At 69.0% G+C, this 13,612-nt stretch carries 16 protein-coding genes and 1 tRNA gene; all 17 read right to left on the reverse strand.

Annotated elements, in window-relative coordinates; genetic code table 11:
- The 17 genes from AB7F93_RS10945 to AB7F93_RS11025 all read right to left on the reverse strand — a co-directional run bounded on the left by AB7F93_RS10945 (position 1) and on the right by AB7F93_RS11025 (position 13,611).
- Positions 1-76 (reverse strand) — tRNA-Lys (locus AB7F93_RS10945).
- Positions 77-110: 34 nt separating this feature from the next.
- Positions 111-800: a 7-cyano-7-deazaguanine synthase QueC gene (queC, locus tag AB7F93_RS10950; RefSeq protein ID WP_428302944.1), complete on the reverse strand. Its 690-nt coding sequence runs from the start codon at positions 798-800 to the stop codon at positions 111-113.
- Positions 797-1,474: a 7-carboxy-7-deazaguanine synthase QueE gene (gene queE / locus AB7F93_RS10955; RefSeq protein WP_428302945.1), complete on the reverse strand. Its 678-nt coding sequence runs from the start codon at positions 1,472-1,474 to the stop codon at positions 797-799. Before queE ends, queC begins: the two co-directional genes overlap by 4 nt.
- Positions 1,475-1,520: 46 nt before the next feature.
- Entirely contained in the window at positions 1,521-2,465 is a 945-nt protein-coding gene (ybgF, locus tag AB7F93_RS10960) for a tol-pal system protein YbgF (protein ID WP_428302946.1), read from the reverse strand.
- Positions 2,466-2,471: 6 nt separating this feature from the next.
- Positions 2,472-3,011: a peptidoglycan-associated lipoprotein Pal gene (gene pal / locus AB7F93_RS10965; protein WP_428302947.1), complete on the reverse strand. Its 540-nt coding sequence runs from the start codon at positions 3,009-3,011 to the stop codon at positions 2,472-2,474.
- 33 nt (positions 3,012-3,044) lie between these two features.
- Entirely contained in the window at positions 3,045-4,328 is a 1,284-nt protein-coding gene (gene tolB / locus AB7F93_RS10970) for a Tol-Pal system beta propeller repeat protein TolB (RefSeq protein WP_428302948.1), read from the reverse strand.
- Entirely contained in the window at positions 4,318-5,352 is a 1,035-nt protein-coding gene (tolA, locus tag AB7F93_RS10975; RefSeq protein ID WP_428302949.1) for a cell envelope integrity protein TolA, read from the reverse strand. Before tolA ends, tolB begins: the two co-directional genes overlap by 11 nt.
- Positions 5,342-5,782, reverse strand: a complete 441-nt coding sequence (gene tolR / locus AB7F93_RS10980; protein ID WP_428302950.1) for a protein TolR — start codon at positions 5,780-5,782, stop codon at positions 5,342-5,344. The genes tolA and tolR overlap by 11 nt, the downstream gene beginning before the upstream one ends.
- 3 nt (positions 5,783-5,785) lie before the next feature.
- A complete protein-coding gene (tolQ, locus tag AB7F93_RS10985) occupies positions 5,786-6,481 on the reverse strand; it encodes a protein TolQ (protein WP_428302951.1) in 696 nt (231 codons plus the stop codon).
- Between the two features lie 123 nt (positions 6,482-6,604).
- Positions 6,605-7,648, reverse strand: coding sequence for a Holliday junction branch migration DNA helicase RuvB (gene ruvB, locus AB7F93_RS10990; RefSeq protein ID WP_428302952.1), 1,044 nt, complete (start codon positions 7,646-7,648; stop codon positions 6,605-6,607).
- Positions 7,649-7,665: 17 nt separating this feature from the next.
- The gene (gene ruvA / locus AB7F93_RS10995) at positions 7,666-8,250 is read right to left on the reverse strand and encodes a Holliday junction branch migration protein RuvA (protein WP_428302953.1); all 585 of its coding nucleotides are present in this window, start codon (positions 8,248-8,250) and stop codon (positions 7,666-7,668) included.
- On the reverse strand, positions 8,247-8,747 hold the full coding sequence (gene ruvC / locus AB7F93_RS11000) for a crossover junction endodeoxyribonuclease RuvC (protein ID WP_428302954.1): 501 nt from the start codon (positions 8,745-8,747) through the stop codon (positions 8,247-8,249). The genes ruvA and ruvC overlap by 4 nt, the downstream gene beginning before the upstream one ends.
- 9 nt (positions 8,748-8,756) lie before the next feature.
- Positions 8,757-9,500 (reverse strand): YebC/PmpR family DNA-binding transcriptional regulator, encoded by a 744-nt coding sequence (locus AB7F93_RS11005; RefSeq protein WP_428302955.1) that lies wholly within the window; start codon positions 9,498-9,500, stop codon positions 8,757-8,759.
- 18 nt (positions 9,501-9,518) lie between these two features.
- Positions 9,519-11,303: an aspartate--tRNA ligase gene (gene aspS / locus AB7F93_RS11010; RefSeq protein WP_428302956.1), complete on the reverse strand. Its 1,785-nt coding sequence runs from the start codon at positions 11,301-11,303 to the stop codon at positions 9,519-9,521.
- Positions 11,304-11,410: 107 nt separating this feature from the next.
- Positions 11,411-11,716: an FmdB family zinc ribbon protein gene (locus AB7F93_RS11015; protein WP_428302957.1), complete on the reverse strand. Its 306-nt coding sequence runs from the start codon at positions 11,714-11,716 to the stop codon at positions 11,411-11,413.
- Between the two features lie 26 nt (positions 11,717-11,742).
- Positions 11,743-12,339, reverse strand: coding sequence for a 2-hydroxychromene-2-carboxylate isomerase (locus tag AB7F93_RS11020; protein ID WP_428302958.1), 597 nt, complete (start codon positions 12,337-12,339; stop codon positions 11,743-11,745).
- Positions 12,340-12,363: 24 nt separating this feature from the next.
- On the reverse strand, positions 12,364-13,611 hold the full coding sequence (locus tag AB7F93_RS11025; protein WP_428302959.1) for an aromatic ring-hydroxylating dioxygenase subunit alpha: 1,248 nt from the start codon (positions 13,609-13,611) through the stop codon (positions 12,364-12,366).
- Between the last annotated feature and the right edge of the window lies 1 nt (position 13,612).

Raw genomic sequence — 13,612 nt, forward strand, 5'->3', positions numbered from 1 at the left:
TGGTGGGCCGTCTGGGAATCGAACCCAGGACACGCGGATTAAAAGTCCGCTGCTCTACCGACTGAGCTAACGGCCCTTGCAGGGCGAGGCGGGGGAACCGGCGTGTCCCGTCAGGCGGGGACGTAAGGCGTGGGATCCGCCACGCCGGCGGCGGCGAAACCATCCGCCCGCAGGCGGCAGGCGTCGCAGTGGCCGCAGGCGCGACCGAGCGGGTCGGCATTATAACAAGACACCGTCAGGCCAAAATCGACGCCCAGGGCCACACCGCGGTGCACGATGTCGGCCTTGGATAAGTGCAACAACGGCGCTTCGATCCGCGGCGCGTGGCCCTCCACGCCGGCCTTGGTCGCCACCCGCGCGAGCGCCTGAAACGCATCGACGAAGGCCGGGCGACAGTCGGGGTAGCCCGAGTAATCGACCGCGTTGACGCCGACGAAGATCGCCGCCGCGTCCAGAACCTCGGCGTAGCCGAGCGCGATGGCGAGAAACACCGTGTTGCGGGCCGGGACGTAGGTCACCGGAATGCCGGCGCTCGGCGCCGAAGGCACGGCGATCAAGCTGTCGGTGAGCGCGGAACCGCCGATGGCGTCGAGATTTACCGACACGGTGCGATGGCTGGCCGCGCCACCGGCCGCCGCCACACGCGCGGCGGCGGCGAGCTCCGCGCCGTGGCGTTGGCCGTAATCGATGCTGAGGGCATGGCAGGCGTAACCCGCCGCGCGCGCCATGGCGAGCACAGTGGCCGAGTCGAGCCCGCCCGACAGCAGCACCACCGCCGGTTTCGACGCTGCCGCGTTCATCGCCCCGGCGCCTCGCCCCACAGGATTTTGTGTAGCTGCAATTGCAGCCGGTACGGCAGGTGATCCGCCAGCATCCACTCGGCCAGCGCAGCGGCGTCGAGCTGGCCCCAGGCGGGCGAGAACAGCACGCACGCCCGGCTCGCGATGTCGTACTGCGCGGCCGTGGCCACCGCCCAGTCGTAATCGGCACGGTCGACCAGCACGAACTTCACCTGGTCACCCGGCCGCAGGTGTTCCAGGTTGGCGTAAAGGTTCCGCGCGCACTCGCCGGACGACGGGGTCTTCAGATCGAGCACCCGCACCACGCGCGGGTCGACCGCGGCGACATCGAGCGCGCCGCTGGTTTCGAGCGACACCGCGAGGCCGGCATCACACAGCGCTCGCATCAGATTGAGCGCGCCCGCCTGCGCCAGCGGCTCTCCGCCGGTCACGCACACGTGCCGTGTCTGAAAGGCGCGCACACGGTCGAGGATCTGCGGCACGGTCTGGTACTCACCACCGCTGAAGGCGTACGCCGTGTCGCAGTAGGTGCAGCGCAGCGGGCAGCCGGTGAGGCGCACGAACACGGTCGGCACGCCGGCCGTCAGGCCCTCGCCCTGGATGGAAAGAAAGATCTCGGTGATCTTGATCTGCGCGGCCACGGGGGCGGCGGTCGGGCTTGCAGACACTGTCATCGTCACGGCCGCACGGCGGCCAGGCCGCCGTCTGTCGTTATCAGGCTCAGACGCCCTCTTCCTTCATGCGGCTCAGGCGGTTGTCGGCCAGGCGCGCGGCCGGGCTGTTGGGCCACGTGGTCTTGAGGTTGTTCAGCGTCTGGCGGGCGGCGCTGAACTCGCGCCGCTCGTACTGGATATAGCCGACCTTGAGCAGCGCATCGGCCGCCTTCGGCGACTGCGGGTACTCGGACGCGACACGCTGGAACTCACTCAGCGCGCGGTCGAACTGCCGGGTGACGTAGTACGCCTCGCCGATCCAGTACTGGGCGTTGTCGGCGAGCGCGCCGCCGGGGTAGGTCTGGAGCTGTGTCTGAAAACCGGCGATGGCGTCCTCGTAACGACCCGTGCGCAACAGGTCGGAGGCTGCACGGTAGGCCGCCTGCTCGCCGCTGGTATCGACATGGGCCGCCGGCGCCACTGCGGCCACGGGCGGAACCTGTTCTGCGGCCGGCGGCTGGGGCTCGCCCGGGATAACTGGTGCAACCGGCGCCACCGGACGCTCCACCGGTCCGGGATCATTGCCCGCCGGCGGCGGCGGCGCAGCGCTCATCTCGGCGGGCGGTGCAGCTGGCGCTGGCGACTGTGCCGCCGCGTCGTCCGCCGTGGGCGCGCCCGGCTCGCGCGGCGTGGCGCCGCCGGGCTCCAGCGCACTCAGGCGGCTATCGAGATCAAGATAGAACTCGCGCTGGCGCTTCTGTAGCTGCTCCACCTGGTTGGCGGACTCCTCCACCATGCCGCGCAGCTGGCGAATCTCCGCCTGCATCTGCTGCAACTGGATGACCAGTTGCGCCTGGCTCTGGCCGGAGCCCGCACCCGCCGCGCTCATGGCCTGTTCGAGCGCCGTCAGGCGCTGGTCGAAGTCCCTGGGGTTGGGTGCAGCCGACGCTGCGCCGGCCATGGCCAGCGATACGAGCAGGGTGCCGCCCGCACGGGCGCAGCGTTGCAGCATCGAGGTTTACCGCGCCGTGTAGACGATTTCCACGCGCCGGTTCTGCGACCAGCAGCTCTCGTCATGGCAATCGGACGCCGGCTTCTCTTCGCCGTAGCTGACGGTGGTGATCTGCGTGGCCGACGCACCCAGCGCCACCAGCAGGTCACGCACGGCGTTCGAACGGCGCTCGCCGAGCGCGATGTTGTACTCGCGCGAGCCGCGCTCGTCGGTGTGGCCTTCCAGCGTCACGGCGGCGCTGGGGCTGCTGCGCAGGTAGCCGGCGTGCGCCTCGACCAGCGCCCGGTACTCGTCGCTCACGTCGTAGCGATCGAGGCCGAAATAAATCTTGCGCTGCGACAGCGGGCTGCTGGGGTCGTCCAGCGAGCCGGCGGCAAAACCGCTGCCGGAGCCCGCCCCGTAGGCGCCGTTGGTGCCGGTACCGGCTCCCGCCGTGCCGGCGGTGGACGCCGCGTCGCCGCCCGACCGGGTGGTGGACTTCTTGCCGCAACCGGTCGCCGCCACGGCCGTCAGCGCGATGACGCACACATACAAAAACTTCTTCATGGGCCGAAGCTCCTCACGAGCGTTGGGGGGAAATCAGGGGGTGCCGCCGAAGGGCGACCAGCCGGGTTCGCGAACCTTGGCCTGGGACACTCCCAGGCGCTGACGGACCGCGCCGTCAATGGAAACCGTGGCGAGCGCCTCGGCGCTGCCGGCCTTCGAAGTATAGATGATGACCTGTCCGTTGGGCGCGAAACCGGGCGACTCGTCAAGGGGGCCATCGGTCAGTACCTCAAGGCGCCGGCTGGGGATGTCGAGCACCGCGATGCGGTAGCCGCGCCCGGCGGCGCCGTGCACCACGGCGAGCTTGCGGCCGTCCGGCGACAGGGCCGGGCGGGCGTTGTAGTTGCCCTCGAAGGTGACGCGCTCCTCCGCGCCGCCACTCGCCGGCACGCGATAAATCTGCGGGCCGCCACTGCGGTCGGACGTGAAGTACACGTAGCGGCCGTCCGGCGACCAGGTGGGCTCGGTATCGATGGCGTAGTGCTGCGACAGGCGCCGCGGCGGGCCGCCGGCCAGATCCATCACGTACACGTCGGGGTTGCCGTCCTTGGACAGCACCAGCGCCATGCGGTTGCCGTCGGGCGAGAAAGCCGGCGCGCCGTTCAGGCCCGGGAAGGACGACACGAGCTGGCGCACGCCGCTGCCGACGTCCTGCCGGAACACCGCCGCGCGGCGGTTGGCGTACGTGGCGTAGGCCACGAAGCGGCCGTCCGCCGACCAGGTGGGCGACAGGATCGGCTCCTGCGAGCGCAGCACCGTGACCGGGTTGTGGCCGTCGGCGTCGGCCACCTGCAATTCATAGTTGTTGCCGACCTGCGTCACGTAGGTAATGCGCGTGCCGAACACGCCGCGCACGCCGGTGATGGCCTCGTAGATGAGATCGGCGATATGGTGCGCCAGGCGCCGCTTGCTGGCCGGCGACACGCCCGGGAAACGCGCGCCCGTCATGCGCTGGCCGGTGGCGACGTTGAACAGCTCGAACTCGGCCGTGAAGCGCCCGTCGGGCTGCGGCAGCAGCCGGCCGATGGCGAGGTACTGCGCCATCACCAGCTGGAAGTCGCGGAAATTGACCTGCGCCGCCTCGGTCGGCCGCGACAGTATCTGCTCGTCCGGCACCACGCGGAACTGTCCCGAGCGCGTGAGATCGGCGCCGATCACGGCGTGGATGGCGTCCGCCCCGCCATCGTTGCCGTAGGGCACCACGGCGATCGGGATCACCTGCGCGGCGCCCTGCGTGATCTCGATGCGCAGTTCCGCGCGCGCGGCGCAGCCGACGGCCAGAAGCAGCAGACCGATCAGCCAGCGCTCAGGGCGCATCGGCTTTGAACGTGAACGGCAAGTTTCTGAACTCTTCATTGAACAGCCTAATGTCTTTCGGAACGCTCAAGGGGGAGGCGGCGTTAATAGCGTCTTGCACCGATTCGAAGAAAACCGGGTCGCCACCACAACTTTCGACTCGTATATCGATCGCGTCTCCACTAGGAAGCAGCTTTACTCGGACATTGCACTTTAAGTCTTGCGGCCAGTTGAGCGGCTTGCGCCAACGCGCGCGCACCTGCCGCTGGATGGCTGCGACATAGGCGCCGAGTTCGTCCGCTCGCTGCGTCGCAGCCGCAGCCGCAGCTTGATCGGCGGCCGCCTTGTCTGCTGCCGCTTTATCCGCGGCCACCTTGTCGGCTGCGGCCTTGGCAGCAGCCGCCTTGTCCGCCGCGGCCTTGGCGGCGGCTTTATCCGCTGCCGCTTTTTCTGCGGCGGCCTTCTGCACAGCTGCCTTGTCAGCCGCCGCCTTGGCGGCGACTTCCTGTTGCCGCTTCTGCTCGGCGGCCTTCTGCGCAGCCGCCTTGTCGGCGGCAGCCTGCTGTGCGGCGGCCTTTTCGGCAGCGGCGCGCTCGGCGGCTTCCGCCTTTTGTCTGGCCTGCGCCGCCTGCTGCGCGGCTTCGCGTTCGCGCGCCGCTTTCTCGGCCGCCTCGGCGGCGGCCTGTTCGGCCTGCCGGCGCTGCTGGGCGGCCTGCTCGGCGCGCTGCTGTTCCTGTTCGCGCTGACGCTGCAAATCGGCGATGCGCCGCTGCTCGGCCTCGGCTTTTTCCGCACGCTCGCGCTCGGCTTGCTCGCGCGCCTGTTCGGCCGCCTCCATCTGCTCGCGTGCGGCGTCGAGCGCCGCGGGGTCGATGACCTCGGCCTCGATGGCCTGGCCGGACGGCGGCGTCGGATCGTCCTTCCACCAGTCGAAACCGACCGTCAGCACGAGGATCAGCACCACGTGCAGGGCCACGGCCCACGCCAGCGGGCGCGACAGGCCGGGGCCTTTCGTCCGGCGTGTGCTCGAACGCTCAGTCCGCAATCTCAGTCACCAACCCAACTTTTGGGGCGCCCGCTTCCTTCAACAAACTCATCGCCTGGATAACCGCCTGATAGGGCACTTCCTCGTGGCCACGCACCAACACCGGTGCTTGCGGCGCGCGCTTCATCGCCTCCTTGGCCAGAGCCACAATGTGCTTCGCATCCTCGGGCTTGTCCTTCTCGCTGCGGTAGTTCTTGGCGTCGAAGTACAGCTTGCCGTCGCGGTCCACGGTCACGGTGATCGGCGTCTGCTTGTCCTGCTCGACCGCCTGCCCCTTGGCCTGCGGCAGGTCGACCTCGACGCCCTGCTCCAGCAGCGGCGTGGTGATCATGAAGATGATCAGCAGCACCAGCATCACGTCGATGTAGGGCACGACGTTGATCTCGGCCACCACCCGGCCGCGCCGGCGCCGTCCGGACACCTGCGCCATGGATCAGCCGCCCTGGCCGGCGCGAAACGCGTGCGCCTGCCGCTGCAACAGGCTCATGAAGTCCTCGATGAAGGCCTCGTACTGGCCGGCGCGGTGGTCGACCACCGCCGCGAAGCGGTTATAGGCGATGACTGCCGGAATGGCCGCGAACAGCCCCATGGCGGTGGCGACCAGTGCCTCCGAGATGGCCGGCGCCACCAGCGCCAGCGTCGGCTGGCCCGTCGTGCCGAGTGACTGGAACGCGCTCATGATTCCCCACACGGTGCCGAACAGGCCGATGTACGGACTGATGGAGCCGATGGTGGCGAGATACGGCAACTGGTCGTCGAGCGCCTCCATTTCGCGCGCAAGACCCGCGCGCATGCCGCGCTGGGCGGAGTCGAGCGCGGCCGCGATCGGCAGGTGTTTTTGCTCGTACAGGTGGCGGAACTCGCGGTAGCCGCCGATGAACACGCCCTCCACGCTGCCGGCCGGGTACACGCTGCCGGCCACCTGGCGGAACAGCTCTTCCATGTCCTGGCCGGACCAGAAACGCCGCTCGAAGGCCTCCAGCGCCGCCGCCACCGCGGCGAACGCGCGCCGCTTGCGCAGCATGATGGCCCACGACAGGACCGACGCACCGAGCAGGATGATCATGACGGTCTTGACGACCGGACCCGCCCCCATGACCAGGTGGGCGATGGATAACTCGTTGGCCAAGCAGGGCTCCGCGGGTGTGCGAGAAGAAATGGAGAGATGCGGGCGGGCGACCAGTGACTCAGACCATTGCCGCGGCGCGAAATTTTAACAGCCGCACGGCGCCCGCTTAGTCAACAAAATTGCTCAACTGAACAGCTCGCCCGGCCCCGCGTCGCGCGCCGGGGCGACCGGCAGGCCCAGATACAGGCTGGCCGCCTCGGTCGCCACGCGCCCGCGCGGGGTGCGCATCAGCAAACCCTGCTGGATCAGGTAAGGCTCGATCACGTCCTCGATGGTGTCGCGCGTCTCGCCGATGGCGGCGGCGAGGCTGTCGACGCCTACCGGGCCGCCGCCGAATTTTTGCAGCACCGCCGACAGCATCCGCCGGTCGTTGCCGTCGAGGCCCTGGCGGTCCACGTCCAGCATGGCGAGCGCGGCGTCCGCCACCGCGCGCGTGACCGCGCCGTCGGCGCGCATCTGCGCGTAGTCGCGCGCGCGGCGCAGCAGGCGGTTGGCGATGCGCGGCGTGCCGCGCGAGCGGCGGGCGAGTTCCTGCGCACCACCCTCGTCGAGCTCGAACCCGAGCAGGCGCGCCGCGCGCTGCACGATGAGCGTGAGCTCGTCCTCGCTGTAGAACTCAAGCCGCGCCACGATGCCGAAGCGGTCGCGCAGCGGCGACGTGAGTTGGCCCGCGCGCGTGGTGGCGCCGACCAGCGTGAACGGCGGTAGGTCGAGCTTTATCGAGCGCGCCGCCGGCCCCTCGCCGATGACGATGTCGAGCTGAAAGTCTTCGAGCGCGGGGTAGAGCACTTCCTCCACCGTGGCGCTGAGCCGGTGAATCTCATCCACGAACAGCACGTCGTGCGGCGCGAGGTTGGTGAGGATGGCGGCAAGATCGCCCGGCCGCTCCAGCACCGGCCCCGAGGTGGTGCGCAGGCCCACGCCCAGCTCGTGGGCAATGATGTGCGCGAGCGTGGTCTTGCCAAGACCCGGCGGCCCGTACAGCAGCACGTGGTCCATGGCCTCGCGGCGCTCGCGCGCGGCGCCGATGAAGATGTCGAGCTGCTCGCGGATGGCGCGCTGGCCGACGTAGTCCGCGAGGCGCCCGGGGCGGATGCCGCGCTCGACGTGCACCTCGTCCGGCGCCGTCGGCTGCGGCTTCAGGATGCCGTCGCGTTCAATCGCCATGACGCCGGCTCCCCGCTCTAGGCCCGCATCAGGCGCTTGAGCGCCGCGCGGATCAGGTCTTCGCTGCTGTCGCAGGCCGGAAGATCCCGCAGCGCGGCGCGCACTTCGGTCGGCTTGTAGCCCAGCGCTTCGAGCGCGGCAGCGGCGTCACCGGGCGCGTCCGCGCGCGGCGCGATGGCGCTGTCGGGTGCGCTGGCGAGCTTGGCGAACGGCTCGCGCAGTTCGAGGATCAAGCGCTCGGCGGTCTTGCGGCCGATGCCGGGGATGCGCACCAGACGCGCCGGGTCGCCATCGGCGACGATGGCGACCAGCTCCTCGGCCGCCACGCCGGACAGGATGACCAGCGCCAGCTTGGCGCCGACGCCACTCACCTTGAGCAACTGGCGAAACAGCGCCCGCTCGGCCTCGGTGCCGAAGCCGTACAGCAGCTGCGCGTCCTCGCGCACCACCAGGTGCGCGTGCAGCACCACCGGCGCACCCACCGCCGGCAGGTTGTAGAAGGTGCTCATCGGCGCTTCGAGTTCGTAGCCGACACCGCCCACGTCCACCAGCAGCGCGGGCGGCGCCTTCACCAGCAGCGTGCCGGCGATGCGGCCGATCATGCGCCGGGCCGCCCGATGGCAGGGGCGGTCATGGTCATGTGCTGGGCGTGGCACAGCGCCCCCGCCAGCGCGTCCGCCGCGTCGGCGCGCGGCAGCGTGGCCAGGCCCAGCAGGCGACCGACCATGAACTCGATCTGCGCCTTGCTGGCGCGGCCGTGGCCGACGATGCTGAGCTTGATCTCGGCCGGCGTGTACTCGGCCACCGGCACGCCGGCCACCGCCGCCGCCACGATGGCGGCGCCGCGCGCCTGGCCGAGCTTGAGCGCCGATGCGGCGTTGCGGTGCATGAACACGTTTTCGATGGATACCGTGGTCGGCGCGAATTCGGCGATGAGTTCACTCACGCCGGAGAAGATGCAGCCCAGGCGCGCGGCTAACGGGCCCGGGTCGACGCGGATGATGCCGCTTTCGACGTACTGCGCGCCGCCGCGGCGGGTGTCGATCAGCCCGAAGCCGGTGAAGCGCGAGCCGGGGTCGATGCCGAGTATGCGCGCCACGCCGGCCGGTCAGGACAGCGCCGCCAGCGCCTCGTCGGAGAACTCGGCGTTCGAGTGCACCTGCTGCACGTCGTCGAGATCTTCGAGTCCGTCGAGCAGCTTGATCACGGCGAGCGTCTGCTCGACGTCGAGCTGCACGGTGGTGCTCGGCCGCTCGGCAAGCTCGGCCGACTGCGGCGTCACGCCGAGCGCCAGCAGCGCCTCGCGCACCTCGTGCAGGCGATCGGGCGCGGTCAGCAGTTCGATGCCGCCGTCCTGCACCGCCACATCGTCGGCGCCGGCTTCGAGCGCCAGCTCGTAGGCGCGTTCCTCGTTCACCGTCGCCGGCAGCACGATGCTGCCGCGCGCCTCGAACAGGTACGCCACCGAACCGTCGGTGCCGAGGTTGCCGCCGCGCTTGGAGAACAAATGCCGCACCTCGCCCACGGTGCGGTTCCGGTTATCGGTGAGGCAGTCGACCATCACCGCCACGCCGCCCGGGCCGTAGCCCTCGTAGCGCACGGCCTCGTAGTTGTCGCCGTCGGCCGCGCCGCCGCCGCGCTTGACGGCGCGGTCGATGGTGTCGCGGGTCATGTTGGCGACCAGCGCCTTGTCGATGGCCGTGCGCAGGCGCGGGTTGGAGTTCGGATCCGCGCCGCCCATGCGCGCGGCGGTGGTGAGCTCGCGAATCAGCTTGGTGAACAGCTTGCCGCGCTTGGCGTCCTGGGCGGACTTGCGGTGCTGGATGTTAGCCCACTTGGAATGGCCGGCCATGACGATTGCTTCGCAGATTCAGGTGGTTGCAGGCTTCTTGACGGCGGTGCGGATGGCGAGTTCCCGCAGCTGCGCGTCGTCCACGGTGGACGGCGCGTCGGTAAGCGGGCAGTGCGCGCGCTGCGTCTTGGGGAAGGCGATCACGTCGCGGATGGAGCCCGCGCCCGCCATCAGCATCACCAGGCGGTCGATGCCGAACGCCATGCCGCCGTGCGGCGGCGCGCCGTAACCGAGCGCCTCCAGCAGGAAGCCGAACTTGGCCTCGGCTTCCTCGGCGCCGATGCCGAGCAGGCCGAACACCGCCTGCTGCATGTCCGGCCGGTGGATGCGGATGGAGCCGCCGCCGATTTCGGAGCCGTTCAGCACCATGTCGTAGGCGCGCGACAGGCAGCGGCCGGGATCGGCCAGCATGGCGTCCGTGTCCGGCACCTGCGGGGCGGTGAACGGATGGTGCAGCGCCTGCCAGCGGCCGTTGTCGGCATCGCGCTCGAACATGGGGAAATCGACCACCCACAGCGGCTTCCAGCCGCCGTCGAGCAGGCCAAGATCGTCCGCCAGCTTGCCGCGCAGGTGGCTCATGTAGCCGTTGACGGTGCTCGCATTGTCGGCGCCGAAGAACACCACGTCGCCCACCTTGGCGCCGACGCGCTCAAGGATCGCGCTGACCGTCTCGCCCTGCAGGAACTTCACGATCGGAGACTGCCACTCGACACCGCCGTCAGCACCTTCGGCGAGGCGAATGTAGGCCAGACCCTTGGCGCCGAACTGCTTGACGAACTCGACGTAGTTGTCGAGCTCGCGCCGGCTCAGCGTGGCGCCGCCGCCCGGCACGCACAGCGCGGCGACGCGGCCTTCGGGATCGTTGGCCGGGCCGGAGAACACCTTGAAGTCGGTGTCGCGCAGCAGGTCCGACACCTCGACCAGCTCCAGCGGATTGCGCAAATCCGGCCGGTCGATGCCAAAGCGCGACATGGCCTCGGCGTAGCTCATGCGCGGCAGCGGGTTTGGCAGCTCCACGCCCAGCACGTCCGCGAACAGGCCGCGGATCATCGTCTCCATGATGGTCATGAAGGCGTCCTCGTCGAGGAACGACACCTCGATGTCGAGCTGCGTGAACTCCGGCTGGCGGTCAGCGCGCAGGTCCTCGTCGCGAAAGCAGCGGGCGACCTGGAAGTAGCGATCGAGCCCGCCCATCATCAGAAGCTGCTTGAACAGCTGCGGCGACTGCGGCAGGGCGAAGAAACTGCCCTGGTGCACGCGCGACGGCACCAGGTAATCGCGCGCGCCTTCGGGCGTGGCGCGGGTGAGGATGGGCGTCTCGACCTCGACGAAGCCCTCGGCTTCCATGAAGCGTCGCAGCCAGCCGGTCACCTTCGACCGCAGGCGAAGGCGCTCCTGCATCACCGGGCGGCGGATGTCGAGGTAGCGGTAACGCAGGCGCTTGTCCTCGCCGACGTCGTCCTCGTCGAGCTGGAACGGCGGCGTCTGGGCGGCGTTCAGCACCTCGATGGCGCCCGCCAGCACTTCCACCTGGCCGCTGCGCATGGCGGCATTCTCGGTGCCGGCCGGGCGGCGGCGCACGGCGCCGACGATCTTCAGCACGTACTCGGAGCGCACCTGCTCTGCGGTGCGAAATGCGGCCTCGGTGTCGGGGTCGATCACCACCTGCACCAGGCCCTCGCGGTCGCGCAGGTCGATGAAGATCACGCCGCCGTGGTCGCGCCGACGATGCACCCAGCCGCACAGCGTCACCGCCTGCCCCAGGGCCGACTCGTCGACCAGCCCGCAATAAACGCTACGCACGATGGTGCTCCGGTACGTGGGCGGACCTCACACGGCCCGCTGATAAACGCAAAAAGCGCCAGGTGGCGGGGTGCATTCCCGCCGGCCTGGCGCCAAAGAATATCGCGTCAACCCGCCGCAGCCGGCGCGGCGGGCGTGCTGTCGCTGCTGGAAGAAGGCGTGCTCGATGCCGTATCCGTCGTCGACTTCTCGGTACCGGCGCCGGACTCCGCGCCGCCGCCCTTCTTGGAATCACCGCGAAAATCGGTCACGTACCAGCCGCCGCCCTTGAGCTGGAAGCCGGCCGCCGACACCTTTTTCTCGAAAGCCTCGGCTTGGCACTGCGGGCAGGTGGTCAGCGGTGCATCGCTGATTTTCTGCATCACGTCGCGCTCGACGCCGCAGGCGCGACAGACATACTCGTAGATCGGCATGAAACCCGAAACCTCTTTGCCTTCCCTCAGGCGGCGTGGGCCTTGAGGTATTCCTCGACAAACATCAGCCGGTCGTTGCCCCACCAGATCTGGTCGTCCGCGATCATGATCGGCACGCCGTACACGCCCCGGGCGTGTGCCGCGACCCGCGATGCCTCGTAGGCCTTCTCGCCCTCGCGTGACGCGACGTAGGCCATGAAGGCGTCCACGTCCAGTCCCGCCTTGGCAGCCAGCCCGCGCAGCACGGCGTCGTCGTTGGGATCGACACCCTCGCCCCAGACCAGCCGAAAGCCCTCGTCTACGTATTGGCGCGCCCTGCCCTTTTCAATGGCAAAGAAGGTGCCGATGTTCATGCGCCAGGCGACGAGGCCCTTCGGGAACTTGAACGGCACGCCGTAGTGCTGGGCCCAGCGGTTCAGGTCCTGCATCAGCGCCTTGATCTTGGCCGGCACCTGGCGGTTCGACGGGCCGTAGTTGCCGGCGGCGAGCTTGGCGGTCGGGATGTCGATCACGTGGTAGTTCAACTGATAGCCGTACTTGGCGACCAGGTCCGGCAACTTGAGGTTGCACAGATACGTGAACGGGCTCGTGAAATCGATGTAGAAATCCAGTGCCTTTGCCATTGCCGACTCGCTCCTCGTTGATTGTTACGCCCAGCCCATCTGGTCCCGGTAGTACTCCCAGAACCCGATGATGCTGCCCTCGGTGACCAGGTGCTCGGCGTCCTTGGCCTCGGCGCCGCCCATGGCGATGTAGGAGGTCTGATCCTGGTCGCGCACGATGGAGCGGTGCACGATCTCGACCGCCTCGCCGTCTTCCATGGAAATGAGACCGGCCGGTCCGATCAGGTTGCCCTGCTTGTGGCGGATGGCGTCCATTTCGGTGTCGTCGTCGGCGTAGCCGAACTGCGTCCAGACCAGCTCGAACTTGTCGACGCCGCGCGGGATGATCTGGCGCACCGCGAGCGTGTTGGCGATCTGCTGCACCACGAGGTTCGGGAACACGGCGAGGATTACCAGCGTCACGCCGTCGTCGAACTCGGGTCGCCCGGCCAGGACCGACGGGTCGGCGAGCGTGAAGTCGGCGTTGAAGGTGCGCGTGTCCTTGTACTCGTCGGTCTGGCCCTCGTCGGTGCCGCGCTGCGCCGTCAGCATCGAGTGACGGTGCTTCGCGTCCATCACGCTGACGCCCTTCTGGCTCGACCGGTACAGGCCGAACGTGCAATGGAACAGGTGCAGCAGGCTCGCGTGGTAAGGATCGCGCGTGTTCTCGGCGTACAGCTTCCAGTTGCCGGCCACGTACTGGCGCTGGTCGCCCAGCACCTTGATCGGGCGGCGCATGATCCGGTCGATGGCCTTGCACGGCATCGGGCCGAGATAGTCCGCCAGCGGCTCAACGGATTCCGAGAAGGTGGCGAACACGAGCCCGCCGTAGCTGTCGACCCGCAGCTTCTGCAGGCCGTGCTTTTTCATGTCGAAGTCGGCCGGCATGCCGCCCTGGCCGTTCAGGCCGCGCCGGAACGGCACGCCGATCAGGTTGCCCTTGAGGTCGTACGCCCACTGGTGATAGACGCACAGGTGGTTTTGCACGTTGCCGCGCAGCTCGCGGCAGATGGCGGCGCCGCGGTGCGCGCAGCGGTTCACGTAGGCGTGGACGGTGCCATCCTCGGCGCGGCTGACCACCACCGGCGTGTCGCCAACGAAGGTGGACTTGTAGTCACCGCTGTTCGGGATCTCGGCTTCGAGCGCGACGAACGACCAGTTGTCGCCGCGGAACAGGCGCCGCTGCTCGGCCTCGTACACGGCGGGGTCGGTGAACACGCCGTAGGGAACGCGGCTGCCGCCGGCAACCGGCCAGGCGAGCTGACTCAATGCGGGTTCGCGGATGGCATTCATG

This window comes from Immundisolibacter sp., assembly GCF_050250495.1.
GTDB lineage: Bacteria > Pseudomonadota > Gammaproteobacteria > Immundisolibacterales > Immundisolibacteraceae > Immundisolibacter.